At 71.8% G+C, this 25,702-nt stretch carries 26 protein-coding genes and 1 pseudogene; 7 read left to right on the forward strand and 20 right to left on the reverse strand.

The window, feature by feature from the left end:
* Position 1: 1 nt before the first annotated feature.
* Entirely contained in the window at positions 2-1,024 is a 1,023-nt protein-coding gene (locus HYN04_RS02125; RefSeq protein WP_110449234.1) for a DUF2125 domain-containing protein, read from the reverse strand.
* Between HYN04_RS02125 and HYN04_RS02130 the strand changes: the two genes are divergently transcribed.
* Positions 1,023-1,568: a gamma-glutamylcyclotransferase gene (locus HYN04_RS02130; protein ID WP_241962666.1), complete on the forward strand. Its 546-nt coding sequence runs from the start codon at positions 1,023-1,025 to the stop codon at positions 1,566-1,568. The two genes, HYN04_RS02125 and HYN04_RS02130, sit on opposite strands and share 2 nt — an antisense overlap.
* Here HYN04_RS02130 and HYN04_RS02135 read toward each other — a convergent pair.
* The 4 genes from HYN04_RS02135 to HYN04_RS02150 are packed head-to-tail and all read right to left on the reverse strand — an operon-like array spanning position 1,565 to position 4,432.
* Complete coding sequence (locus HYN04_RS02135) at positions 1,565-2,281, reverse strand: lysophospholipid acyltransferase family protein (RefSeq protein WP_110449235.1); 717 nt, start codon at positions 2,279-2,281, stop codon at positions 1,565-1,567. The two genes, HYN04_RS02130 and HYN04_RS02135, sit on opposite strands and share 4 nt — an antisense overlap.
* A complete protein-coding gene (locus HYN04_RS02140; RefSeq protein ID WP_110449236.1) occupies positions 2,278-2,895 on the reverse strand; it encodes a YdcF family protein in 618 nt (205 codons plus the stop codon). The genes HYN04_RS02135 and HYN04_RS02140 overlap by 4 nt, the downstream gene beginning before the upstream one ends.
* The gene (locus HYN04_RS02145) at positions 2,892-3,725 is read right to left on the reverse strand and encodes a cell division FtsX domain-containing protein (RefSeq protein ID WP_110449237.1); all 834 of its coding nucleotides are present in this window, start codon (positions 3,723-3,725) and stop codon (positions 2,892-2,894) included. The genes HYN04_RS02140 and HYN04_RS02145 overlap by 4 nt, the downstream gene beginning before the upstream one ends.
* Entirely contained in the window at positions 3,722-4,432 is a 711-nt protein-coding gene (locus HYN04_RS02150; protein WP_162599510.1) for an ATP-binding cassette domain-containing protein, read from the reverse strand. Before HYN04_RS02150 ends, HYN04_RS02145 begins: the two co-directional genes overlap by 4 nt.
* Before the next feature lie 190 nt (positions 4,433-4,622).
* Between HYN04_RS02150 and HYN04_RS02155 the strand changes: the two genes are divergently transcribed.
* Both HYN04_RS02155 and HYN04_RS02160 read left to right on the forward strand, forming a co-directional pair.
* Positions 4,623-5,573: an MJ0042-type zinc finger domain-containing protein gene (locus HYN04_RS02155; protein WP_110449239.1), complete on the forward strand. Its 951-nt coding sequence runs from the start codon at positions 4,623-4,625 to the stop codon at positions 5,571-5,573.
* Positions 5,566-6,102, forward strand: a complete 537-nt coding sequence (locus tag HYN04_RS02160) for a phosphoribosyltransferase (RefSeq protein WP_110451252.1) — start codon at positions 5,566-5,568, stop codon at positions 6,100-6,102. Before HYN04_RS02155 ends, HYN04_RS02160 begins: the two co-directional genes overlap by 8 nt.
* Here the strand turns inward: HYN04_RS02160 and lysA are convergent.
* From lysA to argH, 3 genes are read right to left on the reverse strand one after another with little or no spacing between them, the layout of a single operon-like run.
* On the reverse strand, positions 6,093-7,385 hold the full coding sequence (gene lysA, locus HYN04_RS02165; protein WP_110449240.1) for a diaminopimelate decarboxylase: 1,293 nt from the start codon (positions 7,383-7,385) through the stop codon (positions 6,093-6,095). The two genes, HYN04_RS02160 and lysA, sit on opposite strands and share 10 nt — an antisense overlap.
* Positions 7,382-7,621, reverse strand: a complete 240-nt coding sequence (locus HYN04_RS02170; RefSeq protein WP_110449241.1) for a hypothetical protein — start codon at positions 7,619-7,621, stop codon at positions 7,382-7,384. The genes lysA and HYN04_RS02170 overlap by 4 nt, the downstream gene beginning before the upstream one ends.
* The gene (argH, locus tag HYN04_RS02175; RefSeq protein WP_110451253.1) at positions 7,618-9,039 is read right to left on the reverse strand and encodes an argininosuccinate lyase; all 1,422 of its coding nucleotides are present in this window, start codon (positions 9,037-9,039) and stop codon (positions 7,618-7,620) included. The genes HYN04_RS02170 and argH overlap by 4 nt, the downstream gene beginning before the upstream one ends.
* Before the next feature lies 1 nt (position 9,040).
* On the opposite strand from argH, the gene HYN04_RS02180 reads away from it, so the two are divergent.
* Complete coding sequence (locus tag HYN04_RS02180; protein ID WP_110449242.1) at positions 9,041-9,661, forward strand: TlpA family protein disulfide reductase; 621 nt, start codon at positions 9,041-9,043, stop codon at positions 9,659-9,661.
* A gap of 39 nt (positions 9,662-9,700) precedes the next feature.
* Positions 9,701-11,233, forward strand: coding sequence for an acetyl-CoA acetyltransferase (locus tag HYN04_RS02185; protein WP_110449243.1), 1,533 nt, complete (start codon positions 9,701-9,703; stop codon positions 11,231-11,233).
* Here HYN04_RS02185 and HYN04_RS02190 read toward each other — a convergent pair.
* Entirely contained in the window at positions 11,223-12,539 is a 1,317-nt protein-coding gene (locus HYN04_RS02190) for a tetratricopeptide repeat protein (RefSeq protein WP_110449244.1), read from the reverse strand. The two genes, HYN04_RS02185 and HYN04_RS02190, sit on opposite strands and share 11 nt — an antisense overlap.
* An 87-nt stretch (positions 12,540-12,626) precedes the next feature.
* On the opposite strand from HYN04_RS02190, the gene HYN04_RS02195 reads away from it, so the two are divergent.
* Positions 12,627-12,839 carry a hypothetical protein gene (locus tag HYN04_RS02195; protein ID WP_110449245.1) on the forward strand — a complete coding sequence of 71 codons (213 nt, stop codon included), beginning with the start codon at positions 12,627-12,629 and terminating at the stop codon, positions 12,837-12,839.
* Between the two features lie 18 nt (positions 12,840-12,857).
* Here the strand turns inward: HYN04_RS02195 and HYN04_RS02200 are convergent, their stop codons facing one another.
* From HYN04_RS02200 to HYN04_RS02240, 9 genes and pseudogenes are all read right to left on the reverse strand, one after another.
* Complete coding sequence (locus HYN04_RS02200) at positions 12,858-14,360, reverse strand: flavin-containing monooxygenase (protein WP_110449246.1); 1,503 nt, start codon at positions 14,358-14,360, stop codon at positions 12,858-12,860.
* Between the two features lie 188 nt (positions 14,361-14,548).
* A pseudogene (pheT, locus tag HYN04_RS02205) lies at positions 14,549-16,920 on the reverse strand (phenylalanine--tRNA ligase subunit beta).
* Between the two features lie 10 nt (positions 16,921-16,930).
* Positions 16,931-18,040 carry a phenylalanine--tRNA ligase subunit alpha gene (gene pheS, locus HYN04_RS02210; RefSeq protein ID WP_110449247.1) on the reverse strand — a complete coding sequence of 370 codons (1,110 nt, stop codon included), beginning with the start codon at positions 18,038-18,040 and terminating at the stop codon, positions 16,931-16,933.
* 109 nt (positions 18,041-18,149) lie between these two features.
* Positions 18,150-18,506, reverse strand: coding sequence for a 50S ribosomal protein L20 (rplT, locus tag HYN04_RS02215; RefSeq protein WP_110449248.1), 357 nt, complete (start codon positions 18,504-18,506; stop codon positions 18,150-18,152).
* 16 nt (positions 18,507-18,522) lie between these two features.
* Entirely contained in the window at positions 18,523-18,723 is a 201-nt protein-coding gene (rpmI, locus tag HYN04_RS02220; protein WP_110449249.1) for a 50S ribosomal protein L35, read from the reverse strand.
* 397 nt (positions 18,724-19,120) lie between these two features.
* Positions 19,121-20,332, reverse strand: coding sequence for an MFS transporter (locus HYN04_RS02225; RefSeq protein WP_162599511.1), 1,212 nt, complete (start codon positions 20,330-20,332; stop codon positions 19,121-19,123).
* 77 nt (positions 20,333-20,409) lie between these two features.
* On the reverse strand, positions 20,410-20,931 hold the full coding sequence (gene infC / locus HYN04_RS02230) for a translation initiation factor IF-3 (protein WP_110449251.1): 522 nt from the start codon (positions 20,929-20,931) through the stop codon (positions 20,410-20,412).
* Positions 20,932-21,030: 99 nt separating this feature from the next.
* A complete protein-coding gene (locus tag HYN04_RS02235) occupies positions 21,031-22,002 on the reverse strand; it encodes a glycosyltransferase family 9 protein (protein ID WP_110449252.1) in 972 nt (323 codons plus the stop codon).
* Positions 21,999-23,171, reverse strand: coding sequence for a glycosyltransferase family 4 protein (locus HYN04_RS02240; protein WP_241962670.1), 1,173 nt, complete (start codon positions 23,169-23,171; stop codon positions 21,999-22,001). Before HYN04_RS02240 ends, HYN04_RS02235 begins: the two co-directional genes overlap by 4 nt.
* 45 nt (positions 23,172-23,216) lie before the next feature.
* Here HYN04_RS02240 and HYN04_RS02245 point away from each other — a divergent pair, with 45 nt between their 5' ends.
* Positions 23,217-23,963, forward strand: a complete 747-nt coding sequence (locus HYN04_RS02245) for an alpha/beta fold hydrolase (protein ID WP_110449253.1) — start codon at positions 23,217-23,219, stop codon at positions 23,961-23,963.
* Here HYN04_RS02245 and HYN04_RS02250 read toward each other — a convergent pair whose 3' ends face one another.
* Both HYN04_RS02250 and HYN04_RS02255 read right to left on the reverse strand, forming a co-directional pair.
* The gene (locus HYN04_RS02250) at positions 23,964-24,806 is read right to left on the reverse strand and encodes an SDR family oxidoreductase (protein WP_110449254.1); all 843 of its coding nucleotides are present in this window, start codon (positions 24,804-24,806) and stop codon (positions 23,964-23,966) included.
* Positions 24,803-25,678 (reverse strand): UTP--glucose-1-phosphate uridylyltransferase, encoded by an 876-nt coding sequence (locus tag HYN04_RS02255; protein ID WP_110449255.1) that lies wholly within the window; start codon positions 25,676-25,678, stop codon positions 24,803-24,805. The genes HYN04_RS02250 and HYN04_RS02255 overlap by 4 nt, the downstream gene beginning before the upstream one ends.
* Between the last annotated feature and the right edge of the window lie 24 nt (positions 25,679-25,702).

Here is a 25,702-nt window from a genome sequence, read left to right on the forward strand (position 1 = left end):
GCTAACCGGCGAGCCGGACCTGGCCGCCGAAAAGGTCTAGATCCAGGCGTACGTCATCTCCGCCGGACTTGCCCATCAGGACGGCGGCCATTCCGCCCGCCGCTTCGACGGGGGACAGGACCCCGTGTCGGGCCAGGGTGACCAGGAGGCTCGGCGCCTTGGCGGCCGTCACGGAAAGGCGTCCTTCCAGACGGCCCTCGGGTCCCGCCTTCAGGCCCGGCGAAGCCAGGGACAGGCGGGCCGGTCCCGCCGTCACCCCGGCCTCGCGAAGTTCAAGGCGTCCGCCCTTGGCGCCCCAGGCCGCGAGGGCCGGGGCCGTGCCTGCGCCCCGCAGCGCCGAGGCGTGATCCAGTCGGGCGTCCACCGCTGCTGACACCGCGCCCCCGCCTCCCAGGTCGGCGAGCAGCCGCCCCGGGGTCGGGGCGCCATCCTCCAGCCTCAGGAAGAGCGCCGCCTGGTCGTCCGGGCCGGGCCGGACATGGAATTCGAGCCGCCCGGCCGAGGCCAGGGCGAAGGGCCGGGCGCCCGGTGCGGGCGAGAAGGTCAGCTTCAGGCCCTCCAGGGACAGCCGGGGTGGTCCGGACTTGGGCGCGACCAGGCTGGCGAGGAGCCTCTGGCCCTGGACCTCGACACCTCCGCCCTGGGGGCGCTGGAAGGTCAGGCCCTCCGGGGCCGCCGCCAGCCAGGACCGCGGCGCGTGCAGGAAGGCCTGGGTCTCAAGGCGGGGAATCCGGACCGAGGTCCCGCCGGTCGCGACCCGGAGGTCCGTAAGGTCAAGGTTCAAGCGGAAGGGGTAGCCGTACAGGCGCTTTGCCGACCACTCCACGGACACGCCTTGGGCGGCCAGCGACCGCACCCCGGCTTCCAGGCGCCGGTCGACCTCGCGGGCGGCGAGCCCCCAGGCGAGGCTCCAGCCGATCACGGCGATCCCGGCGATGACAAAGGGCCCCCAGAGGCCAAGGCGAAGGGGTTTGCGCGGGCCGGGCGGCTGGGGCATGGAGATGGGATCGGAAGGCGAGGGCATGCGGTCGGCGATGTCGGCGGGTTGTTGGGTGTTCGGTTACGGTTCGCTGATGTGGCGCCCGGGATTCGACTGGGTCGAGCGCCGTGCGGCCATACTACAGGGTCGGCGTCGCGCCTTCTGCATCTATTCCGTCCACCATCGCGGAACGCCTGAGCGGCCGGGCCTGGTGCTGGGTCTGACCCGGGGCGGCTCGGTGCGCGGGATCGCCTACCGGGTGCAGGAGGAACTCTGGCCCGAGGTGCGCGCCTACCTGCGCGAGCGCGAGCAGCCCACCGAGACCTACATCGAGGCCGAAGTGACCGTGCGGCTGGAGGCGGGGGCGCGGGTCTCCTGCCTGACCTTCCTGTCGGACACCGGCCACCCCCAGTGGGCCGGCAGCCTGTCTCCCGAGGTCCAAGCGGACCTGATCGCCGGGGGGCGTGGACTGTCCGGCCGCAACATCGACTACCTGGCGGACCTTGTGGCCCACCTCCGGGAGGCGGGAATCCGCGACCGGGGCATGGAGGCCCTCCTGTCCCGGGTCGAGGCGCTGGAGCGCGGCTAGAGGCCCTCGGCGAGCAGCCTGTCCGAGGCGGTCTCGATCCGCTCCTGCAGCAGGCGCATGAACTCCGCCCGCTTCAGGCCCGGTGGGATGGGCTCGAGGAACTCGTAGACGATCACGCCCGGACGCCGCAGGAAGCCATGCGCCGGCCAGTGGACGCCGGCGTTGGTGGCCACCGGATGCACGGGGACTTCCAGCTCGCGGTAGAGGCCCGCGACGCCGGGCTTGTAGTCCGGCGGGGCGCCGGGCGCCTTGCGGGTGCCCTCCGGAAAGATGACCAGCTGTCGGTCGCCCAGGCGGAACTGCTCCCGGGCGCGGCGGACCATGTCGCGCAGGGCGGTCGCCTGTCCCTGGCGATCGACGACGATCGACCCGATCTTCAGGGCGATCCACCCGAAGATCGGGATGATCAGGAGCTCTTTCTTGAAGACGAACAGAGAGCCCCGGAGCACCCCGAACTGGACGAAGACGTCCAACATGGTCTGGTGCTTGGGGGCGATCAGGCAGTCGCCCGTGGGTATATTCCCGACGCCCCGGATCTCGACTCGGATGCCGCAGATCACCCTGAGCAGCAGGTTCACCGACCGGCTCCAGAACCGCATTGCGGCCAGCATCCAGCTTCGCGGCGCGGCCAGCAAGGGGACCAGGGCGATCGCGTAGAGGACCGACCAGAGGTAGAAGACGACGGCGAAGAGGAAAGATCGGACAAAGATCAAGGGGTGGCCTTCCGGGGAGCGTCGCCGGCGGGTCCGAGGCGCCGGACCATCTCGCGACCGAGGACGGTCATGTACTTCGAGTACTCGCGGATCATCAACCGGGCGCCGGCCCGGCTGCGCCACCAGCGCCGGGCGTCGACCACTGGGGTGGCGGCGGCGTAGGGTTCCAGCCGGACGTCCGGCAGGGCGGACTTCAGCTCCAGCATGGCCCGGGGCATGTGGTAGTCCGCGGTCACGATGATCAGGCTGCGGAACCGCATGGCGCGGGCCCATTCCGCGGTCTCGCGGGCATTGCCGAGCGTGTTGGCTGCGGTGAAGCCGAGGTCGACGCAGCAGTCATAGAGCCGCCGCGCCGCCTTGCTGACCAGCCGGATGTCCTCACGGCTGGCCTCGCGGTTCACGCCCGAGACCAGGAGCCGGCGAGCGAGTCCCGCCTCGAGCACCGCCATCCCGCGGTCCAGCCGGGCGTTGGAGCCCGCCCCCGTCAGGACCACCACCCCGTCTGCAGGTGCGGGCAGGGGCGCCGGGGTCAGCCGGCTGACCCGGTCGGCGAAGGCGAACAGGCCCGCCGCCCAGATCAGGAACGCCACGAGAAGGGCGGAAAGGGTCCTCACGGCTCCAGCTCCTGGACCCGGCGGGCGGCGGTGGCGAAGGCGCTGACCAGGGCGACCAGCAGGGCGCCGGCCATGAGGGCTGCGAGGAGTCCCGCCTGGGCCGCCAGCCCGCCCGCTTCCGCCCCCGCGCCCGAGAAGGCCGCCGGCCTGGCGATGGCGGCGGCGACAAGGCCTCCCGCCAGCACGCCCACGGCGAGGTCGATCGCGACGGCGCCGCCGATCGGCGCCAAGCAGGAGAGCGGCGAGGCGCCCATCCGGATCCGGGCCCTGACGCCAGCCTCGCGCCGGCTCGCCTCGAAGCCCGCCGCAAGGACGCCGGCCGCCGCGAGCCCCGCCGCACAGAGCATCAGGGCGCCGATCAGGGGTGCGGCCAACCGGCTCCGCAACTCCTGCGCGGAACGGCGCCAGCCCTGGTGGTCGTCGACGACAGCGTCGATCCCGGCGGTGTTGAGGGCGTTTGCAAGGTCCTGCCGGCGGGCGGGCTGGCGCGGGTCCAGGTCGACAGCGATCAGCCGGGGCAGGGTCGCCAGGTCGGGTCCGCGGGCGCCGGCGGTCCAGGGGGCGAGAAGAGCCCCGACGCGCACGCGGTCCAGGGCTCGCGCCTCAGCCACGCCTGGCGTTCCGGCCAGCACCTCGGCGGCGCGGGCGGCGTCGGCGTCGGCGCCAGGGGCTGGGCGGAGGGCCACGGTCATCTCGCCGGCCAGGCGGGTCCGCCAGCCCTCGGTCCGATCCAGGGCGGCGTGTCCGGCAAGGCCGGCGAGGCCCGCCAGGGCGGTGAAGGCGGCGGCGAGGACCACTGTGGCCAGGCGGGGAGCGAGCCGACGCCTCATGCCCCAACCTCCCCGCGGGCTTCCGGGAGAGGGCGCCCGCGCACCAGCTCCATCCGGCGGGGCGCCGGCGCGAGGTTGGGATTGCGGCTGGCCAGGACCAGGGTCGCACCCTGGCGGTTCAGCTGCAGCAGAAGGCGAAGGACCCGCCGGGCCGCCTCGGGGCCCATCCAGCCGACGGGCTCGTCCGCCAGGATGATCTCGGGCCGGCCCGCCACGGCCCGCGCCACGGCCAGCCTTTGCTGCTCGTCATGGTCAAGGTCGCGGGGCAGGGCGTCCGCCCGGCTCCCCAGGCCCATCCAGTCCAGGAGTTCACGGGCGTCCCGGCGACGGGTCTCGGGCCTGACGCCGGCGATCTGCATGGGCAGGGCGGCGTTCTCCGCCACGGTCATGTCCTCGATGAGGTCCAGGTCCTGGAAGACCAGGCCCATCCTGCGCCGGAGGCGCGCCCGGCCTGCGCCGGTCAGCCGCCAGGGATTGAGGCCCAGCACCTCCACCCGTCCCGTCGCCGGCCTGAGGGTCAGCCCGGCCAGTCCCATAAGCAGGCTCTTGCCGGCGCCCGCCTCGCCGTGGACCAGCAGGAAGTCGCCCGGCGCAAGGTCAAGGTCCACGCCCTCCAGGCCCGGGACGCCGGCGCGCCGGGGCGCAGCCGCCCCGGCGAGGCGCAGGGCGGAGGCGGGGTTCGGGGCAAGGGGCGCGGCGTTCGGCAAGGCGGTCCCGGGAGGTTTGGCCGTCACCCTAGCACAGGGCGCGGGCGCCCTGCAGCCCAGGAGGCCGCAGCTGTGGAAGAGCGGTCGGGAGGGCTCGGCGGGCGGGCTGTGATCTGTTAACCTTGAAGGTGTATCCCTGTCCCTGGTGTCCCGGAACGGGGCGAAAGACGACGGCCCCGCGCGCTGAACCATGATCCTGACCTGCCCCAGATGCGCCGCCCGCTACGCCGTGGACTCCGACCAGATCCGGTCCGGCGGCCGCACGGTCCGGTGCGTCTCCTGCGGGAACAAGTGGAAGGCCCGTCCCGAGGACGGCGAGCCCGAACCCTGGGAAGCGCCGCGCGCGGCTCCCGCCCCCAAGGCGTCGCCGGAACCGCCGCCCGAATCCCCTCCGACCGAGCCCGAGCCGCCTCTGGCCGAGGAAGCCTTCCCGAACGTTGACCCGGTGATCCCGGCCCTCACCGCGACGCGGAAGCCGCCGCGGCGGACAGGGCCCCCTGCACCCCTGGTCTGGGCGGGGCTCGCTGCGATCCTGGCCCTGATCGCCCTGTGTCTCGCCCTGTTCCGGAACGAGGTGGTCCGCCTCTGGCCAAAGACCGCCGCCCTCTATGCTGCGGCGGGCATGTCCGTGAACGGGGTCGGCCTGCTGATCGAGAACGTCCGCCTGGCGCCGGCGGTCCAGAACGGCCAGGCCGTCCTGGGCGTCTCTGGCCGGATCCGCAACGAGCGCGACAATCCAACCCCCGCCGCGCCCCTCCAGGTGACCCTGTACGACGCGAGTGGGACGGAGCTGGCCCGGCTGGTCGCCAAGCCGGTCGACGCCATCCCGCCGCTGGAGAGCCGTTACTTCTCGGTCCTGGTCCGGAACCCGCCCCCCGGAGTCGCCGGAGTGGCGCTGGCCTTTGTCTCCCACCCGTCGGAACACAAGGCTGAGGCCGGGAAGGCCCAGGGTCCCGCACCCGCAGGGGCGCATGAAGCCCCGGCGTCCCACACTCCCGCCGCCCCGGCGGCGCAGGGTCCTTCGCCCAAGGCGCCCGCGGCTGGGGCGCCCGCGGCTGGGGCGCCCGCGCCTGAAGAGACCCAGGTTGCGCCTGCCGCCGCCGCCGTTGCTCACACCCCCGCCGCCCCGGCCCATGACTGAGGCGGCCGGGCCTGAGCGCCTGATTTCGGAAACCGAAGTCGCCCGCGCGGTCAACGACCTCGCCGACCGCCTGGCGCCCCGCCTCTCCCCGGACGCCGTGGTGGTCTGCCTCCTGACCGGCGGCCTGTGGTTCGCCGCCGACCTGACCCGGGCCCTCGCCGTCCGGGGCCGTCCCCTCGCCTTCGACGCTCTCTGGCTGACCGCCTATGGGGACAAGACCCGGCATTCGGGGATCACGACGGTCCTTGCGGGCCTCCGGCGTCCGGTCCTGGGCCGGCAGGTCCTGATCGTCGATGACGTCCTGGAGTCCGGCCTCTCCCTGGAGGCGGCCCGGCGCCTGGTCCAGGCGGCCGGCGCATCAGAGGTCCTTACCGCCGTCTTCGCCCTCAAGCCGGCTCCGACGCCCGGCCGCCGCCCGCCGGACGACTTCGCCTGGACGGCCCCGGACCGGTTCCTGGTCGGCTATGGCATGGATGCGGCGGGCGCCCACCGGACCCTGCCCTGGATCGGCGCCCTGCCTCAGGCCTGATCGAGCCAGGGCGGCCGGGTCTCGCGGGCCAGCATGTCGTCGTAGGTCGGCCGCGGGCGGACCACCGCCCATTCCGCACCCCGCACCAGGACTTCCGGAACCAGGAGCCGGCTGTTGTACTCGCTGGACATGGAGGCCCCGTAGGCTCCGGCGCTCATGAAGGCCACCAGGTCCCCGGCCTCGAGGGGCGGCAGTTCGCGGTCCCGGGTGAAGGTGTCGCCGGTCTCGCAGACCGGGCCGACCACGTCCGCGATGGCGGTCGGGCCGGACCTCGGCCGGACGGGCCGCAGGTCGTGGTAGGCGTCGTACATGGCCGGCCGGATCAGGTCGTTCATCGCCGCATCCAGCACCACGAACCGGCGTCCCTCGGGCCGGAGGTGGATGTGCAGGACCTCGGCCAGAAGGATCCCCGCGTTGGCGGCGATCACCCGGCCCGGCTCGAAGGCGAGGCCGACGTCCAGTCCCTTGGTCACCCGGGCGACCATCTCGGCGTAGTCGGCCGGAGAGGGGGGTTCCGGTTGGTTGAAGTAGGGCACGCCCAGGCCGCCCCCGAGGTCGAGCCGCCGCACCTCCAGGCCCCGGGCGCGAAGGCGCTCGACCAGCTCGCGCATGCGGCGGAAGGCGGCCTCCATGGGCTCCAGGGCGGTGATCTGGCTGCCGATGTGGCAGGTCAGGCCGACCGGCCGAAGCCAGGGGTCGGCGGCGGCCTCGGCGTACAGCCTCTCGGCCTCGGAGAAGGACACGCCGAACTTGTTGTCCGCCCCGCCCGTGGCGATCTTGGCGTGACCGCCCGCCGTGACGTCTGGGTTCACCCGGAAGGCGATCCGGGCCGGCTGGCCCAGCCCGCCGGCCACCCGGGCGATCAGCCGCATCTCGGGCTCGGACTCGACGTTGATCTCGGAAATGCCGGACTGCAGGGCGAAGGCGATCTCGCCCGCCTGCTTCCCCACCCCGGAAAAGACGATCCGCGAGGCGGGAACACCGGCCGCCAGGGCCCGGCGGATCTCGCCCTCCGAGACCGTGTCCGCCCCGGCGCCGAGACGCGCCAGGGTGGCCAGGACCGACAGGTTGGGATTGGCCTTCACGGCGTAGGCGACCAGGGGCGCGCCCCCATCCTCCCCCTTCAGGCCCGCCTCGCGGAGGGCCGAGGCCAGGACGTTGAAGTGCCGCTCCAGGGTGGCCGAGGAGTAGACATAGACGGGCGTGCCGACAGCCTTGGCGATCTGAGAGAGGGGAACCGCCTCGCAGTGAAGCTCGCCGTCGCGAAGCTCGAAATGGTTCATTGCGGGCGCGGTTCCGCCGCCTTGGCTGGCGGGGCGGCAAGGGGCGGCAGGGGCTCGGCGTTCCGGTCCCGCGGGTCGGCGGTGTGCAGGGTCTGGCCCGGCTCGGAACCGGCGTCGATGTCCCGGGCCTCGCCGGGGCGGGCCTCGGGGCGCTCCAGACGGCCCAGCTTTCCGCAGGCCGAGACTGCAGGCAGGGCCAGCAAAAGGCCAGAAATCAGCAGGATCCGGGCTCTCATGACAGTCTCTCCCGCCAGAGGGCGGCCTGCCGGCGCACCTGGTCGGGCGCCGTGCCGCCGAAACTGGTCCGGCTGGCGGCCGAGGCGGCGGGCGTCAGGACGTCGTAGACCGCCGGGGTGATCCCCGGGCTCAGCGCCTGCAACTCGGCCAGGGGCAGGCCGGGCAGGTCGACGCCCAGGGCCTCGGCCCGCTTCACGGCGGCGCCCGTCACGTGGTGGGCGTCCCGGAAGGGCATGTCGAGGGTCCGGACCAGCCAGTCGGCCAGATCCGTGGCCGTGGAGAAACCGGCGCCTGCGGCGGCGGCCATCCGCTCGGCGACGGGCTCCAGGTCCAGGACCATGCCGGTCATGGCCGCCAGGGACAGCTCCAGGGCGTCGAAGGCCTCGAAGGTCGGGACCTTGTCCTCCTGCATGTCCTTGGAATAGGCGAGCGGCAGCCCCTTCATCACCAGGGTCAGCTGGGTGAAGGATCCCATCAGCCGCCCGACCTTGGCGCGCACCAGCTCGGCGGCGTCGGGATTGCGCTTCTGCGGCATGATGGACGAGCCGGTGGAGAAGGCGTCCGACAGGCGCACGAAGCCGAACTGGGGCGTGGTCCAGATCACCAGCTCCTCGGCAAGGCGCGAGAGGTGGACGCCGCACAGGGTCGCCGCCGCCAGGGCTTCGAGGGCGAAGTCGCGGTCGGACACGCTGTCCAGCGAGTTGGCCGTCGGCCGGTCAAAGCCCAGGGCGCGGGCGGTGGCGTCCCGGTCGATGGGGAAGGGCGAACCGGCCAGTGCGGCGGCGCCCAGGGGGCATTCGTTCATCCGACGGCGGGCGTCGGCGAAGCGTCCGGCGTCCCGGCCGAACATCTCCACGTAGGCCATCAGGTGGTGGCCGAAGGTCACGGGCTGGGCGGGCTGCAGATGGGTGAAGCCCGGCATGAGGGTGTCGGCATGCTGTTCGGCGCGGTCCAGCAGGGCGCCCTGCAGGCGCTTCAGCTGGGCGACCGTCCGGTCGCAGGCGTCGCGGACCCAGAGCCGGAAGTCCACGGCCACCTGGTCATTGCGGCTGCGCGCCGTGTGCAGGCGTCCCGCCGCCGGCCCGATCAGCTCGCGCAGCCGGGCCTCCACGTTCATGTGGATGTCCTCGAACTCGTCCCGGAAGGGGAAGGTCCCGTCGCGGATCTCGGTGGCGATGGCGTCGAGACCGCCCTGGATGGCCGCCTCGTCCTCACTTGTAATCACGCCCTGCATGCGCAACATCGCGGCGTGGGCGCGGGAGCCGGCCAGATCCTGGTCAGCAAGCCGCCTGTCGAACCCGATGGAGACGTTGATCGCCTGCATCAGGTCCGCCGGACGGGTCGCGAATCGACCGCCCCACATGGCCTGGCCTCCCGGCGAGGCGGTGTTCGGATCGTCTGGGGAGTCTTCGGTCATCATGAGCCAGGAAAAGGAAGCGGGATCTCCCAGGCTGGGCGTCCTGAGGATCGCCCTCTGGTGCGCCGCCCTGGTCGGCGTCGCCGGGGTTCTCTACATCATCGCCCAGGCTTCCATAACCCCCCGGGCGAAGGGGGGGCTCACGGACCTCACCCGGGGCGAGATGTCCCGCCTGATCCTGCCCGCCGAGGCCGCGCCGGCGCCGGTGACCAGCTTCCTCGACGCCGAGGGCAAGCCCGTCCGCATCGGCGACTTCCGCGGCAAGGTGGTGGTGGTGAACCTCTGGGCGACCTGGTGCGCCCCCTGCGTGCTCGAAATGCCCACCCTGGCCAGGCTGGCCGAGGCCCAGAAGGGGCGGGACGTCGTGGTCCTGGCCATCTCCATTGACCGGGAGAAGGACGCCGACAAGGCCCGGGCCTTTATCGGCAAGAATGCGCCCCTCGCCTTCTACCACGACCCCAAGTCGAGCCTGCCCTTCTCGCTCAAGCCGCCGACGGCGGCCATGCCCACCACCCTGATTTTCGGTCGCGACGGCGTGGAGCGGGCGCGCATGCTGGGTGAGGCCGACTGGGCCGGGAAGGACGCGGCGGCCGTGCTCGACCGCCTGGTCGACGAGAAGTAGCCAAAGACGGTCGCGCCGACGGCCCAGGGAGGACTCCAAATGACTTCGCAGGATGACCGCACGCCGGTGCTCATCGGGGTGGGACAGGCCGCCGAGCGACCGACCGACGCCGACTACCGGGCCCTCTCTCCCGCCGACCTGGCCGGCGAGGCGGCCCGGGCCGCCCTGGCCGACGCCCAGGCCTCGGGCGACCTGGCCGGGGCCCTGGACGTCATCGTCGCCATCCGCCAGTTCGAGATCTCCTCGCCCGGCGCCAAGCCGCCTTTCGGCGCCTCCAACAATTTCCCCCGCTCAGTGGCCAGGCGCATCGGCGCCGACCCGGCCCGCGCCATCCTTGAGATCACCGGCGGACAGGGGCCCCAGCGCCTTGTTGGCGAGTTCTGCGAGGCCATCGTCCGCGGCGAGGCCGAGGCGGTCCTGCTGGTCGGTTCCGAGGCCATGTCCACCGTCCTGACCCTGAATGCGAAGGGCGAGACCCCGGACTGGTCCGAGACCGTAGAGGGCGCGGTGGAGGACCGCGGCTACGGGCTGGAGGGCATGTTCACGCCCTCGATCCTGAAGCACCGGATCACCGGCGCCATCCCCGCCTACGCCCTGTTCGAGAACGCCCGCCGCGCCCGCCTGGGCCTCGACCGGCCGACCTACGCCCGGAAGATGGGCGAGCTCTTCGCCCCCTTTACCCGGGTGGCCGCCGCCAACCCCTATTCCGCCTCTCCGGTGGAGAAGACCGCCGAGGAGCTAGTCACGGTCAGCGACAAGAACCGCATCGTCGCCGATCCCTTCACCCGCATGCTGGTGGCCCGGGACCAGGTGAACCAGGCCGCCGCCGTCATCCTGACCTCGGTGGGCAAGGCCCGCGCCCTCGGGGTGCCCGAGGACCGCTTCGTCTACCTGCACGGCCAGGGCGACGCCAACGAGCTGACCATCATGGAGCGGCCGGACCTGTCGGCCAGCCCCTCCGCCATCGCCGCCGGCCGCAAGGCCCTTGAGCTGGCGGGCAAGACCGTCGACGACATGGCGGTCTTCGACTTCTACTCCTGCTTCCCCATCGCCGTGTTCAACATGATCGACGGGCTGGGCATCGCCGCGGACGATCCGCGCGGCCTGACCCTGACCGGCGGCCTGCCCTATTTCGGCGGGGCGGGGAACAACTACTCCATGCACGCCATCGCCGAGGTCGTCCCGGCCCTGCGCCAGCGGCCGGGGGCGTTCGGTTTCATCGGCGCCAATGGCGGCATGCTCTCCAAGTACTCCGCCGGGGTCTATTCCACGACGCCCGCCGACTGGAGCCGGCCTGAGGCCCGCAGGGCCAAGATCCCCTACGACCCGGTCCCCGGGCTGGAGGTCGACACGGCGACGGGCGAGGCGACGGTGGAGACCTACACCACCACCACGACCCGCTCGGGGCCCGCCATCGTGGTCATCGCCCGCCTGCCGGACGGCCGCCGCGCCGCCGCCAACCAGGCCTCGGAGGCCGCCTTCGCGGAGCTGGCCGCGCGCGAGCCCATCGGCCGCCGGGTCCGCCTGGAGACCGACGCCGAGGGCTTCAACCGCTTCACCTTCATCGACTGAGGGCGTCGAGCTCCGACAGGCGCGCCCGGCTCCAGGGGCTGTCCGGCCGCTCGGCCAGGCGCTCCCGAACCAGGACCCGGGCAAAGCCGGTCTCGCCGCCGCGGAGGGCTGCGACCAGCAGGGTGCGCTGCCAGGCGTCGCGCTGGGCGTGGCTGCCGCCGAACACCGACAGGAGTCGCCGCACGGGCGCGAGGAAGGCGACGCTGACCGCGAAGTCCCCTTCCGCGAAGGCCAGCACGCCGCGCGCCGCCGCCAGCCCTGCTGCGCGGAGGGCCTGGGCGTTGGTCGCCGCCGGGTCCGGGCTTGCCGCCGCCTCGGCCATGCGATCCACGAGGGCCCGCGCCCGGTCCAGGCGACCCGCCCCGCAGTGGGCCAGCACGGCGTGCAGGTCGTTGAAGGCGTACCAGGCGCCCTCGTCCCTCAGCGCCCATTCGTCCGAAAGCCGGTCCCAGCGCCCGCCGGCGTCCACCCCGTCCAGCTTCAGCCGCCAGAGCAGGCCCGCCGAATCGATCAGGGTCATGGCCAGGGGATCCGGCCCCCCGTCCCAGACCGTCGCGTCGTACAGGGACAGGGCCCGCTCCGGCCCGTCGGTCTCCAGGGCGAAAAGGGCCGCGTGCCAGGCGGTGTGGACCTTCAGGAAGTGGTCATGCCCCCAGTGCGCCCGGCGCGCCTCCAGCAGGTCGAGCCCCGCCTGCGAGCGGCCCTGCATCTCCAGGGCGTGGACCAGGGCGTGCTGGGCCCAGACGTCCCGGGGCGCGCCGTCCAGGGCCTTCCGGGCGGCGCCCTCGGCGGCGGGGTAGTCGCCCAGCTCCTCCAGCCCGAAGGCCTGCATGCCCGACAGGTAGGGATAGGCCGGATCGCTGGGGTCCCAGGCCCCCAGGGCCTCGGTCGGCCGGCTGCGCAGGCGCTCGGCGTCCCCCAGGAAGAAATCCAGCTGGTGAGCGGCGTTCAGGGCGATGGGGTCGTTTGGCCAGGCCTCCAGCACGCCGTCCAGCCGCCGGCTCGCCCCGGCCCAGTCGCCGGCCGCCCAGGCGCGGATCACCCCTAGGTGGGCGGTCTCGCGGGCGTCGGCCGGCGCGATCTCGCCCATCCGCTTCACCGCGGCTGCGCCGGGTCCCCGCTCGGAGGACATCAGGCCCAGATAGGCCCCCAGCATCCGCGCCAGGGCGCAGTCCGGGTCGGCCGCGGCGGCCTTGAGGAAGCCCATGGCCTCGGGCTGCATGGCGTAGAGGGCGGCGACCGCCTCGCCCAGGGCCTCGACGGCCTTCGGGTCGCCCCGTGTCTCCAGTCCGAACCGGTCCTTCATGCCCGCGGGTCCCTCCAGAACCGGTTGATCTTGCCATGCGCCCGGCCCCGGTCCAGAGGAGATCGCCGCCCCGCATCGAGGTGCCCCATGCCCGAAGGCCCCGCCTTCTCCGAACAGACCCGCAGCGCCGCCCTGGCGCTGATCGCCCAGTACGGCGAAGACGCCGAGGTGATCGCCACCCTGCGTGCGGCCGAGTTCGCGGCCCTCGGCGACCGCAAGGGCCTGGCCGACTGGGACGACATCATCGCCTGCGTCGCCGCCATGCAGGCCGGCGGGACGGGCGGCGCGACCCTCAACTGAGGGCCGCGCCAGGCCGCATCAGTTCCCGTAGCGGAAGATCGGGTCGTCCAGGTCGATCTTCGGCAGCTCGTCCTTCTCGCGCCAGTAGTCCTGGCTGTGGCGCCATTCCGGCTTGTTTCCCGCCTTGGGCAGCAGGTGGCCGCCGCGCTGGAGGTAGCCGGGGTTGAAGTCCTCCGGGTCCATCCGGGGGCCCAGGGTCATGTCCTTGTCCTCGGGGCGCAGCTCGGGCGTCACCCGCTTCACGCCCTTCTTCTTCATGTGGCCCAGCAGCCGGCAGACGAAGTCGCCCAGCAGGTCCACCCGCAGGGTCCAGCTCGCGCGGAAATACCCGAACACCCAGACCAGGTTCGGCACGCCCGTGAACATCATGCCGCGGTAGGTGACGGTCTTGGACATGTCGAGGGGCTTGCCGTCTACGGTCATCTCGATGTCGCCCAGCACGCTGAGATGGAAGCCCGTGGCGGTGATGACCACGTCGGCCTCGATCACCTTTCCGGACTTCAGCTTCACGCCCTCCGGCACGAAGCGGTCGATCTCGTCGGTCACCACGCTGGCGTGGCCGTCGATCACCGCCTTGAAGAGGTCGCCCTCGGGGACAAAGGCGATCCGCTGGCTCCAGGGACGGTACTTGGGCGTGAAATGTTCCTGCACCGCCTCGTCGCCGAGGAAGGCGCGGACACCTGACAGGAGCTCGTTCCTGACGGTCTCGGGCTCCTCGAAGGAGCGCCGGGTGAACTCGCCGCCATCGAACAGGATCTTCCGTCGGACGATCTCGTGGATCCAGGTCTCGTCGATCTCCAGCTGGCGCAGGATGTCGGCCAGCTCGTTGGCGTTCCGCCCCGGGATGAAATAGGTCGGCGAGCGCTGCAGCATGGTGACGTGGGCGCACTTGCCGGCGATGGCGGGCACCAGGGTGGCCGCCGTGGCGCCCGAGCCGATGAGAAGAACCTTCTTGCCGGTCAGGTCCAGGTCCTGGGGCCAGTTCTGCGGATGCACGATCCGGCCCTTGAAGTCCTCCAGGCCTTCCCAGTCGGGGGTGTAGCCGACGTCATGGCGGTAATAGCCCTGGCACATCCACAGGAAGTTGCAGGTGAAGGTCACCGTCTCGTCGGTGTCGAGCCGCACCGCCTCCACCGTCCAGGTGTTGTCCAGGCTGGACCAGGCGGTCTTCACGATCTTGTGGCGATAGCGGATGTGACGGCCGATGTCGTTTTCCTCGATCACCTCGCCCATGTACTTCAGGATCTCCTCGGCCGAGGCGATCGGGGCGTTGACCCAGGGCTTGAAGCGGTAGCCGAAGGTGTAGAGGTCGCTGTCCGAGCGGATGCCGGGATACTTGTGGGTGCTCCAGGTGCCGCCAAAGGTCTCCTGGGTTTCCAGGATGACGTAGCTCGTCCCCGGCGTCTGGGTCTTCAGGTGATAGGCCGCTCCGATTCCGGAAATGCCGGCCCCGACCACCAGGACGTCGAAATGCTCGGTCTTGGTGGCCGCCCCTCGGCTCAGGGTTTGCGTCGCGCTCATGGTTTTCCTCACCTGTTCGAACCCGCTGTCCTGGGTCGGGGGCGTCCCCGGTCCCGGCATCCTGCCCCTGTTGGGGGGGGAGAGGGGACAGGGTGCGGTCCGGAGACGCAGGTCCAGCATGCAGACCATGCCGCAAGCCCCTCATTGATCAAGATCAATAAGGGCCTGGGCGAGAATGCAATGGGGGTTCAGCCCCTCAGGCGGGCGCCTGTCGCCTTCCCGGCCGCCGCGACGATCCGCGCCGAGAGGGCCTCGATGTCGGCCTCGGTCAGGGTCTGCTCGCGGGGCTGGACGCGCACCTCGACGGCAACCGACTTGAAGCCCTCCGGCACGCCGGGGCCCTGGTAGACGTCGAAGATCCGGGCCTCCGCCACCAGCGCCTTGTCCGCCGCCAGGATGGGCCGGACCAGGTCGCCCGCCGGCGTCGCTTCCGGCAGGAGGAAGGCGAAGTCCCGGGACAGGGGCATGAGGGGCGAGGGCTGGAAGGCCGGCCGGGTCTTGACGTCCCGCCGCTTGGGCTCGGGCAGGAGGTCCAGGTGGATCTCGAAGCCCAGGACGGGCCCCTCGACATCCAGGGCCTTGAGGGTCGCCGGGTGCAGTTCGCCGAACTCGGCGATGACGGTCTTCGGGCCCAGCTGGAGGCGGGCCGACCGGCCGGGGCTCCACCAGGGCGAGGACTGGCCCTGCACGACCTGCAGCGGCGGGGCGGCCAGTTCGGCCAGCAGGGCCTCAAGATCGCCCTTCAGGGCGAAGAGGGCGTCCTCGTCCCGCCCGTCCCAGCGCCGGGGCGCGTGCGGGGCCAGGACGGCGGCGATCACCGCAGACTGGTCCCCGGGCTGGTCGCCGCGATAGATCGGACCGATCTCGAAGAGGGCGGCGTCGGGATACCCGCGCCGGGCGTTGCGTCCCGCCGCCTCGACCAGGTTGGGCAGGACGGAGGGCCGCATGCAGTCCAGGTCCGCCGCGATGGGGTTGGACAGGACCAGCTCCGGCGCGCCGCCGCCGAAGTGCTCGGCGGTCGACCGCTTCATGAAGCTCCAGGTCACGGCCTCGGCGTAGCCGGCGGCGGCCAGCGCCCTCCGGGCCGTGCGCATCCGGCCCTGCCGGACGGTCAGGACGCCGCCGGGTGTGGGGGCATGGGCGGCAGGGGGGTGGACGGCAGGGCGCCATAGCCGGCGATCCGCGCCACCTCCTCGACCAGGTCGGCCTTGCCCTCGACGTCCCGGCGCCAGGACGGCGGGGCCACCCGGTCGCCCTCGAGCCCGAAGCCCAGGGCCTCCAGGATGGCGTCGATCCGCGCCCGGTCCAGCGAGAGGCCGGACAGGGCCTCGACATAGCCGCGGTCAAAGGTGAAGGCGTCCGGCCGGGCGGGCGCCTGGCCCGCCAGGATCGCCTCGGAGGGCTCGCCGCCGCAGATGTCGAGGATCAGGCGGGTGGCCAGCTCCAGCCCGGGCAGCAGGCTCTCCGGGTCCACGCCCCGGGCGAAGCGGTATTGGGCGTCCGAGGCGATCCCCAGGGTCCGCCCGGTCTGGGCGATCCGGATGGGGTCGAACCAGGCGCTCTCGATGAAGACGTCGGTCGTGGTTTCCGAGCATCCGGTGGAGGCGCCGCCCATCACGCCGCCCAGGCCAAGGGCGCCTGAGGCGTCGCCGATGACGCAGATCTCGGGTCCGGCGGCGTAGGTCTTCCCGTCGAGGGCCTCGACGGTCTCGCCCTGACGGCCCAGGCGCGCCTCGATCCAGCCGCCGGTCAGCCTGCCGGCGTCGTAGACGTGGAGGGGCCGCGCCCGGTCGAAGGTGATCAGGTTGGTGATGTCCACGAGGGCGCTGATCGGACGCAGGCCAATGGACTTCAGCTTCTGCTGCAGCCAGTCCGGCGAGGGGCCGTTGCGCACGCCGCGGATCAGCCGGCCGGCAAAGGCCGGACAGGCGCCGCTGTCGTCCAGCCGGATCTCGACCGGGCAGGGGAAGGCGCCGGGGACGGGGGCGATGGCGGGGGTCCTGATGGTCCCGAGGCCTGCGGCGGCCAGGTCCCGGGCGATGCCGTCCACGCCCAGCCAGTCGGGACGGTTGGGCGTGACCTCGAAGTCGACCACCGCCTCCAGGCCCAGGGCCTCTGCGGCCGGGGTCCCGACCACCAGGTCGCCATCCAGCTCCAGGATGCCGTCGGACTCCTCTGCGGTCTGCAGCTCGGCGGCCGAGCACAGCATGCCGTTGGACACCACGCCCCGGACCGGGCGGGCCTCCAGCACCACCCCGTTGGCCGGGATGCAGGCGCCGATGGGGGCATAGATGGTGGTCAGGCCGGCCCGGGCGTTGGGGGCCCCGCAGACGATTTCCTTGCGTCCATCGACCGTGTCCACCTGGCAGACCCGAAGGCGGTCGGCGTTGGGGTGCTGCACGGCCTCGACGATGCGCGCGACCGAGAAGTCGGCCAGGCGCGCGCCGGGATCGTCGACGTGCTCGACCTCCAGGCCGGCCATGGTCATGGCCTCGACGACCTGGTCGACGGTGGCGGCGGTGTCGAGGTGCTCGCGCAGCCAGGAAAGGGTGAACTTCATCGCAGTCCTCCTAGCTCAGGCCCGAGGCGGAATTCGGGGCGGCGAAGGCCGAGAAGCCATAGTGCGCCAGCCAGCGGCCATCGGCGGCGAACATGTCGCGCAGGTCGGGCATGCCGTACTTGAGCACCCCCAGGCGATCGACCCCACAGCCGAAGGCGAAACCCTGCCAGACGTCCGGGTCCAGTCCGCAGTTCCGCAGGACATTGGGATGCACCATCCCGCAGCCGAGGATCTCCAGCCAGTCGGCGCCCTCGCCGATCTTCACCTCGCCGCCGGAGCGATCGCACTGCACATCCATCTCGGCCGAGGGCTCGGTGAAGGGGAAGTGGTGGGGTCGGAAGCGGGTGGTCACCCGGTCGGTCTCGAAGAACCGGGCGATGAAGGTCTCGAGGGTCCACTTCAGGTGACCCATGTGGATGCCCTTGTCGATCACCAGGCCCTCGATCTGGTGGAACATGGGGGTGTGGGTCTGGTCGGAGTCCTGGCGGAAGGTGCGGCCGGGCACGATGATCCGGATCGGCGGCTCCTGGCCGCTGGCGATCCAGCCCGGCAGCTTCTCGTTCGTCCTGTGCATGACCCGCACCTGGACGGGCGAGGTGTGGGTGCGCAGGACCTTGCGCTCGCCGTTGGCGTCCGGCGGCAGGAAGAAGGTGTCGTGCATCTCCCGCGCCGGGTGCTTGGGCGGGAAGTTCAGGGCGGTGAAGTTGTTGAAGTCGGTCTCGATGTCCGGCCCCTCGGCGACGCCAAAGCCCATGTCGGCGAAGACCGCAATCATCTCGTCCATCACCTGCATGGTCGGGTGCACGCCGCCTCGGCGGCGAGGCGGGGCGGGCAGGGACAGGTCGACCCGGTCGGCGGCGAGGCGGGCCTCCAGCTCGGCCGCCTCCAGCTCGGCCTTGCGGGCCTCCAGGCGGGCGGCCAGCCGGTCGCGCATCTGGTTGATCTGGGGGCCGAGGACCTTGCGTTCCTCGAGGCTCACAGAGCCCAGGGTCCGGGCCAGGAGGGTGACGTTCCCGGACTTTCCCAGGATGGCTACCCGGGCCTCGTCCAGGGCGGCGAGGTCGGCGGCCGCCTCGATCCGGGCCAGGTTCGAGCTTTCCAGTTCGGCGATGTCAGTCATGCGCGTCGCTCAGCAGCAGAAGGGCTTCAGTGGGGAGGGGCGCCAGCAAAAAGCCCCCCGGGCGCGCCGGGGGGCTTCTGATTGCAGCGAAGCCGTGGGGCTCCGGGCGTCAGGCCAGGGCGGCGCGAACCTTGTCGGCGATGGCCTTGAAACCGACCGGGTCGTTGCCGGCGATATCCGCCAGCACCTTGCGGTCCATCTGGACCCCGGCCAGTTCAAGGCCGTGGATAAATCGGGCGTAGGTCATGCCTTCCAGGCGGGCCGCAGCGTTGATCCGCTGGATCCACAGGGACCGGAAGCTGCGCTTGCGCACCTTGCGGTCGCGGTAGGCGTACTGGCCAGCCTTGTCCACCGCGGCCTTGGCGGCGCGGATGGTGTTCTTGCGGCGGCCATAGAAGCCGGCGGCCTTCTCAAGAACCTTCTTGTGACGGGCGTGGGCGGTGACGCCCCTTTTCACACGTGCCATGCGTCAGGTCCTCCGATCAAAGGCCGTAGGGCAGGAAGATGCGGATGATCTTGGCGTCGGCCTCGGTCATCACCTTCGTGCCCCGGTTCTGGCGGATGTACTTGGCGTTGTGGCTGATGAGGCGGTGGCGCTTGCCCGCCACGCCGGCCTTGAGCTTGCCGGTCGCGGTGAGCTTGAAGCGCTTCTTCGCCCCCGACTTCGTCTTCAGTTTCGGCATTTCACGTCGGAACCTTCCGGCCCCGTCCTCTGGAGTATTGATGAGCCGCCCTGGCATGCCTTTGGCCAGGCGGCTCCGAAGGGGCGGGTGAGTACGCCAAAAGGGGCCAAGGGGCAAGCCCTCAGGGCGAGATCGCCCGTGCCCCGAATTCCTCCCCATCAGGGGGAGGTGGACCGCAAAGCGGGCCGGAGGGGGTCAGCTGAGCCGCCGTTGACCCCCTCACCCGGCTTCGCCGGGAGCTCCCCCTTGGGGGAGCAATTGCTTAGTCATTCCTCCCCATCAGGGGGAGGTGGACCGCGCAGCGGGCCGGAGGGGGTCTGCTGAGGCGCCATGGTCCCCTTGCCGCTGTCCCGACCGGCTCTACGCTCCGGTGGGCCTGGGCTCGTAGGTCCGCGACCTAGACTGAGAGCGCCGGCGCCCTGCGACTTGCGGAGATGGCCAGGAAGATGGCCGGGATGACGATCAGGGCGCCCATTATGAAGGGGCCGTTGATGTTGATGGGGAAGACGAGCCCCGCGCAGAAGGGGCCGACCACCCTGGCCAGGGCGCCGCAGGCGTTGTTTAGCCCCAGGATCTGGCCCTGCCGATGGGGGTCGGCGGTCCGCGTGATGATCGAGCCCACATTGGGGAAGGCCACCGACTGGCCGACGGCGGTCACGCACATCAGGACGATGGTTGCAGCGGTCCCGGTGGAGAAGACCTGAAGGCCTGCCCCCAGGACCGTCAGGGCCATGCCTACGGTCAGCATCCGCGCCTCGCCATAGCGTTCGGAGAGGGGACCGGTCAGGAACATCTGGGCGAAGGCCGCAGAGACGCCCACGAAGGCGAAGCAGACCCCGATGTCCCGGGGCGTCCAGCCGAACCGCTCGCTGGCCCAGAGGCCGAAGGTGGACTCGATCCCGGTGAAGGCGAAGCCCACGAGGAAGGTCAGGAGCATGAGCCGCCCCAGGACCGGGTTGTTCACGACGTCGCCGATGGCCGACCAGCGGTTGACCCGGTGCGCTCCGCCCTCGCGCCGGTGGTTGCTCTCGCGGATAAAGAGAATGATGGCCGCCACGCAGACGGCGGCCAGCCCCGAGGCCACGAAGAGGGGAATGCGGAAACCCGCCGGCCCGGCGTCGGGATGGGCCAGCAGGCCGCCCAGCGAGGGGCCGACGATCATGCCCACGTTCCAGGCTGCGCCCTGGTAGGCCATCTGCCGGGTGCGCTGCTCGGGCGGGGTGACGTCTGACAGGTAGCCCTGGATGACCGCGCCATTCCCGGCTGCGAGACCGCCGACCAGCCGGATCAGGAAGGCGGCCAGGATGTTGGGGGCGAAGGCCAGGGCGAGGTAGCACAGGCAGTTGCCCATGATGGTCGAGATCAGGATCGGCTTGCGCCCGTAGCGGTCGGACAGACGGCCCCAGAAGGGCTCGCCGAAGAAGGACCCGATCGAGTAGGCCGAGAAGATCAGGGCGATCTGCCAGGCCGGGGCGTCAAAGGACTTGGCGTAGAAGGGCAGCAGCGGGACGATGATCCCGAAGCCCAGCATGTTGATGAAGATCACCGCGATCAGGGCCATGGCCGCAAAGGGCGGCGTGGACTTCTGCTGGGTTGCGGACTCCGGCATGGCGCGGTTGTTAGGGCCGACCGACCGGAGGAGCAAGGGCGGGCGACGACGAATGCCGCCGCCGCCCGGTCAGGAGTCTATTTGGGCGCCAGGATCATGATCATCTGGCGGCCCTCCATGCGGGGCTCGTACTCGACCTTGGCGACGGGCTCGAAGTCGGCCTTCACCTGCTGGAGGAGCTTCATGCCCAGCTCGGGGTGCGCCAGTTCACGGCCACGGAAGCGGAGCGTCACTTTGACCTTGTCGCCTTCGCCGAAGAAGCGGTGCATCGAGCGCGCCTTGACCTCATAGTCATGGATGTCGATGTTCGGCCGCAGCTTGATCTCCTTGATCTCGACGACCTTCTGGCGCTTCCGGGCCTCGTTCTTCTTCTTCTGCTCCTGGAACTTGAACTTGCCATAGTCCAGGATCTTGCAGACGGGCGGGTCGGCGTTGGGAACGATCTCGACCAGATCGAGACCCGCCTCCTCGGCGGCCTCAAGGGCGGAGGAGGTGGGCATGACCCCCTGCTTCTCGCCATGCTGGTCGATCAGCAGGACCCGGGGAACGCGGATGTCTTCGTTGATGCGCGGACCGTCTTTGACGGGCGGCGCCTGCATGGGCCGGCGAATAGGCTTCTGCTCCTCGAGCTGTTGAAAGAGGCGTCGGCGGAGGAACCCCCCGCCGTAGGGGATATATGACCGTCCGGGCCCCGCCGATCAAGCGGAGCCTTGATCCGGCAGCAGGCGGTCGGCCGCCTGCTCCACCGTCCCGGCGTCCAGGGCGGCGAGGTCGTCGGCCTGGACGACGATCACATGACCCCTCGGGGCGGAGAGCGTCGGGTCCGACGCCCGCGAGAACAGCACGACCGTAGGGGCGCCCGCCGCCGCCGCCAGGTGCAGGGGGCCGGTATCGTTTCCCACCACCAGGGCGGCGCCCGCGCCGAACCGTGCGACGGTGGCGAAGTCGGTCCGGCCGGTCAGGTCCCGGGCCTGGGGCAGGTGCTTCTGGATCTCCCGGCCCAGGGCGCTTTCCTGGGGGCCGCCGATCACCAGGACGTCGAACCCGCGGTCGTGCATGCGCCGGGCCAGCCGCCCGTAGGCGTCCGCCGGCCAGCGCTTGTCCAGCCGGTGGGCCGAGCCGCCGGGGATCAGCAGGATGTAGGGCTTCTCCGGCCGCCGCCGCCGGTCGCGGGGCGTCCCGCCGATCCAGGACAGGTCCGGCGGGGGCGCCGACAGGGGCGAGGTCGGAGCGTCGGGCCAGATCCCCGCCGACTTCAGCTGGTCGGCCTGGCGCTCCAGGGTGTGCATCTGGTCCTTGCCCGGCGTGCGGTGGGGCAGGGCGCAGCCCCGGGCGACGCCGGACCATTCCGGGGGAAAGGGTCTCAGGAGGTGGAAGATCCGCTCCGACGCGGCAGAGGTCTGCAGGTCGTACACCCGGTCGTAGCGGGCGCCCTTGAGCCGCCGCCGGAGGGCCAGCCAGGCGCCGGGGCCCACGGGCCTCCCGTCGGTCTCGACCTCGTCGAAATAGGGACAGGCCCGGGCCAGGGCCTCGAAGGGCGGTGTGGTCAGGAGGGTGACCTGCGCCTTGGGGTGAGCCTCGCGGATGCGCTTCATGGCCGCCAGGGCCAGGACAAAGTCCCCCAGCGCCGACAGCTTGATCACCAGGACCTTGCGGATCTCGCGGCTCATTTCCCGTCTTCCCGCGACGACACGAGCTGCTCATACACCGCGAGCGTCGCCGCGCACATGGCGTCGTTGGAGTAGAGGCGCGTGGCGCGCTCCCGGGCGGCGGCGCCCAGGGTTTCCAGGCCCTCGCGCCCAAGGTCGATCGCCCCGGCCATGGCCGAGGCCCAGGCCGCCGTGTCCCCGGGCGGCGCCCGCCACCCCGTGCTTCCGGGCAGGACGGTCTCGGTCGTGCCGCCGTGGTCCGAGGCGATGACAGGCCGCCCCATCACCTGGGGCTCGACCGCGGCCCGCCCGAAGGATTCCGGAACAAGAGTGGGCAGCAGGGCGACGTCCGCCGCCAGGAAGGCCGCCGGCATGTCGTCGCAGTGCCCGACCAGCCGGACCACCCCCTCCAGGTCGGCGGCCCGTACAGCCGCCTCGAGGGACTGGCGAAAGGCGGTCCGGCCCTGGTCGTCGCCGGCGAAGATGACCCGCAGGTCCCGTCCCTCGCCCTTGAGCCGAGCAGTGGCGGCGATGATCGTCTCATGGCCCTTGATGGGCGTCAGCCGCCCGGCCAGCAGGAAGACCAGTGGGCCGTCGAAGGCGTCCGCCAGGCCCCAGGCCTGGCGCAGGGCCGCAATGCGCTCCGGGGCTATCCGGGCGGGGTCGAAGCGGGTGAGGTCCACGCCCCGGGGGATGGCGACGACCTTGTCGGGGGCGATCCCGTGCTCGGCCAGGACGTGGGCGCGGGTGTAGTCGGAATTGGCGATCACCCGGTCCACCCGGGTCATGACGGCGTTGTACCAGCGCTTCAGACGGCCCTTCGCCAGGTAGATGCCGTGATAGGTCGCCACCGTCGGCAGGCCCTCGGCCCGGGCGGCCCAAAGGGCCGGGAAGGCCGGCGCCCGGGACCGTACGTGGACGAGGCTCACCCCCTGCTTGCGGATCACCCGGCGCAGGGCCCCGGCGGTCTTCAGCATGACCAGGGGGTTCTTGCTCTGCATGGGCAGGCGGACCAGCTCGCCTCCCGCCGCGGCCAGGGCCGTCTCCATCCGTCCGCCCCGGCTGGCCACGAGGGCCCGGCCGCCGGCCGCGACGACGGCGCGGGCGACGTCGATCGTGGTCTGCTCGGCGCCGCCGGTCTCCAGCTCGGGGACCACCTGCAGCAGGGTGAAGTTCGCGGGAAGGCTCACCGCGTCCTGATAGCGCAGCCCTGCGCCCGGCGCTATGCAGGGGCCATGCAGGAGACATCCGGACACCTGGAACGCGAGGCGGGGGTTCCCCTGGCCTGGCGGGCCGTCGAGGGGCGGGGCCCCACGGTCGTCTGGCTGGGCGGCTTCAAGTCGGACATGACCGGGACCAAGGCCCAGGCCCTGGCCGACCAGGCTGTCGCCGCCGGCCGGGCCTTCCTGCGCTTCGACTATTCCGGGCACGGGGAGTCCGGCGGGGCCTTCACCGACGGCACGATCGGGTCCTGGCGGGCCGACGCCCTGGCGATGATCGATACCCTCACGACCGGCGACCTGGTCCTCGTGGGCTCGTCCATGGGCGGCTGGCTGGCCTGCCTCTGCGCCCTCGCACGGCCGGAGCGGGTGAAGGGCCTGGTCCTCGTCGCCCCCGCCGCTGACTTCCCCCAGGCCCTGATGGCCCCGGAAATGACCGAAGCCGACCGCGCCGCCCTGGCCCGGGACGGGGTCTGGATGCGGCCGTCCGAGTATGGCGACCCCTATCCCATCACCCGCCGTTTCCTTGAGGAGGCGGCGAACTGGAGCCTCCTGCCCGGGCCGGTGGGGATCGATCTGCCCGTGCGGATCCTGCAGGGCGGCGCCGACCCGGACGTGCCCTGGCGCCACGCCCTGGCCCTGGCCGAGGCCCTGATGGCTCAGGACCTGGTCTTCAGCCTGGTCCGCGATGGCGACCACCGCCTGTCCCGGCCGCAGGATATCGAACGGCTGCTGGCCTTCGTGGACGAGCTCTGCGGCTAGCTAGCCGCCCGCAGCGAGGATGGCCGCCAGGCCCTCGCGATAGGTGGGATGGGCGGGGCGCCAGCCCAGGGCGGCCTTGGCCCGGGCGTTGGCGACGCGCTTGCTCTCGGCCCAGAAGCGCCGCGCGGCGGGGGTCAGGGCGTCGAGGTCCAGGGGGGTCTCGGGCGGCGGCTCGGCGCCCAGCAGGCGGCAGGCCTCCAGGGTCACGTCGGCGGCGGGCGCCGGTTCATCGTCGCAAAGGTTGAAAACGCCGGTCCGGTCCGGCCTTTCCAGGGCGGCGGCGAGGCCGACGGCGATGTCGTCCACGTGGATCCGGCTGAACACCTGCCCCGGCGCCGTCATCCGGCGGGCGGTCCCGTCGCGCACCCGGTCCAGGGCCGAGCGGCCGGGGCCGTAGATGCCGGGAAGCCGGAAAACGGCCAGGGGCCGGCCTGTCGAGGCCCAGGCCGCCTCCGCCGCCACCCGCCGTCGGGAGGTCTCGGAGGCGGGGGCCGTGCGGCTGGTCTCGCGGACCCAGCGCCCGCCGCGGTCGCCGTAGACGCCAGTGGTGGAGAGGTAGCCGACCCAGCCCGGTCCGGACCCGGGGGCGAGGTGCGGAGCGAGGGCTTGGAAGCCTGGGCAGAGGCCGGTCTCCGGGTCGGGGGCGGCGGTGACGAGGAGGGCGTCGGCGCCTCTCAGGGCCGTCTCCAGGGCGTCGTGGTCGTGCACCGACACCGTCTCGACAGCGTCCCGCCAGGTGTCGGGGAGGGGGGTGCGCACCGTCGCGGTGATGTGCAGGTCACCGGGCGCCCGCGCGGCCAGGGCGCGGGCCGAATACCCGAAGCCGAAGACGAGGAGCCTCACGCCCCCAGGAGGTCCTTCAGCATCGCCCGGGCGCCCTCGGCCAGGTCGGGCCGCCTGAGGGCGTAGGCGACGTTCGCCCGCAGGAGCCCCAGCTTGTCGCCGCAGTCGTAGGTGGTCCCCTCGTACTCCAGGGCGTGGAAGGCCTGGTCGGCCATCAGGTCGGCCATGGCGTCGGTCAGCTGGATCTCGCCGCCGGCGCCCTTCCGGTGCCGGGCCAGGCGCTCGAAGATCTCCGGCTGCAGGACGTACCGACCGGAAATGAAAAGATTGGACGGCTCGGTCCCCGGCGCGGGCTTTTCGACCATACCGGTCATTCGGTTCAGCCGGCCCTTCTGTCCGTCGAGGGCGACGATGCCGTACTTGTGGGCCTGGCCCTCCGGCGCCGGCTCGACGACGACGATGTTGCCGCCGACCTGGTCGTAGGCCGCCGTCGCCTGGGCCAGGGCGCCCGGCTCGGCCATCATCAGCATGTCCGGCAGCATGACGGCGAAGGGCTCGTCGCCGATAATGTCGCGGGCGCACCAGACGGCGTGGCCCAGGCCCAGGGGCGCCATCTGGCGCACGAAGCTCATCTCGCCGGGCTTCGGCAGGTCGCGGCGGATGTCGGCCAGGATGTCCAGCTTGCCCTTGGCCTCCAGCTGGGCCTCGAGCTCGACGTGGTGGTCGAAATAGTCCTCGATGGCGCCCTTGCCGCGGCCGGTGACGAAGACGAAGTGCTCGATGCCCGCCGCCCGGCCCTCCTCGATGATGTAGGACAGGATCGGCCGGTCGACGACGTTCAGCATTTCCTTGGGCGTGACCTTGGCGCCGGGCAGCACCCGCGTGCCCAGCCCCGCCACCGGCAGCACCGCCTTGCGCACCTTGCCTGACATGGACGCCTCCGTTTCCGGTCCCTC

Source organism: Phenylobacterium parvum, from assembly GCF_003150835.1.
GTDB lineage: Bacteria > Pseudomonadota > Alphaproteobacteria > Caulobacterales > Caulobacteraceae > Phenylobacterium > Phenylobacterium parvum.

Coding starts and splice junctions, on each gene's coding strand:
- HYN04_RS02130 (WP_241962666.1), top strand. CDS start 1,023: ATGCGGTCGGCGATGTCGGCGGGTTGTTGGGTGTTCGGTTACGGTTCG.
- infC (WP_110449251.1), bottom strand. CDS start 20,931: ATGCAGGCGCCGCCCGTCAAAGACGGTCCGCGCATCAACGAAGACATC.
- HYN04_RS02180 (WP_110449242.1), top strand. CDS start 9,041: ATGAGCCAGGAAAAGGAAGCGGGATCTCCCAGGCTGGGCGTCCTGAGG.
- HYN04_RS02190 (WP_110449244.1), bottom strand. CDS start 12,539: ATGAAGGACCGGTTCGGACTGGAGACACGGGGCGACCCGAAGGCCGTC.
- HYN04_RS02225 (WP_162599511.1), bottom strand. CDS start 20,332: ATGCCGGAGTCCGCAACCCAGCAGAAGTCCACGCCGCCCTTTGCGGCC.
- rpmI (WP_110449249.1), bottom strand. CDS start 18,723: ATGCCGAAACTGAAGACGAAGTCGGGGGCGAAGAAGCGCTTCAAGCTC.
- HYN04_RS02200 (WP_110449246.1), bottom strand. CDS start 14,360: ATGAGCGCGACGCAAACCCTGAGCCGAGGGGCGGCCACCAAGACCGAG.
- HYN04_RS02125 (WP_110449234.1), bottom strand. CDS start 1,024: ATGCCCTCGCCTTCCGATCCCATCTCCATGCCCCAGCCGCCCGGCCCG.
- HYN04_RS02145 (WP_110449237.1), bottom strand. CDS start 3,725: ATGAGGCGTCGGCTCGCTCCCCGCCTGGCCACAGTGGTCCTCGCCGCC.
- HYN04_RS02170 (WP_110449241.1), bottom strand. CDS start 7,621: ATGAGAGCCCGGATCCTGCTGATTTCTGGCCTTTTGCTGGCCCTGCCT.
- HYN04_RS02185 (WP_110449243.1), top strand. CDS start 9,701: ATGACTTCGCAGGATGACCGCACGCCGGTGCTCATCGGGGTGGGACAG.
- HYN04_RS02255 (WP_110449255.1), bottom strand. CDS start 25,678: ATGTCAGGCAAGGTGCGCAAGGCGGTGCTGCCGGTGGCGGGGCTGGGC.
- lysA (WP_110449240.1), bottom strand. CDS start 7,385: ATGAACCATTTCGAGCTTCGCGACGGCGAGCTTCACTGCGAGGCGGTT.
- rplT (WP_110449248.1), bottom strand. CDS start 18,506: ATGGCACGTGTGAAAAGGGGCGTCACCGCCCACGCCCGTCACAAGAAG.
- HYN04_RS02160 (WP_110451252.1), top strand. CDS start 5,566: ATGACTGAGGCGGCCGGGCCTGAGCGCCTGATTTCGGAAACCGAAGTC.
- argH (WP_110451253.1), bottom strand. CDS start 9,039: ATGACCGAAGACTCCCCAGACGATCCGAACACCGCCTCGCCGGGAGGC.
- pheS (WP_110449247.1), bottom strand. CDS start 18,040: ATGACTGACATCGCCGAACTGGAAAGCTCGAACCTGGCCCGGATCGAG.
- HYN04_RS02155 (WP_110449239.1), top strand. CDS start 4,623: ATGATCCTGACCTGCCCCAGATGCGCCGCCCGCTACGCCGTGGACTCC.
- HYN04_RS02245 (WP_110449253.1), top strand. CDS start 23,217: ATGCAGGAGACATCCGGACACCTGGAACGCGAGGCGGGGGTTCCCCTG.
- HYN04_RS02195 (WP_110449245.1), top strand. CDS start 12,627: ATGCCCGAAGGCCCCGCCTTCTCCGAACAGACCCGCAGCGCCGCCCTG.
- HYN04_RS02235 (WP_110449252.1), bottom strand. CDS start 22,002: ATGAGCCGCGAGATCCGCAAGGTCCTGGTGATCAAGCTGTCGGCGCTG.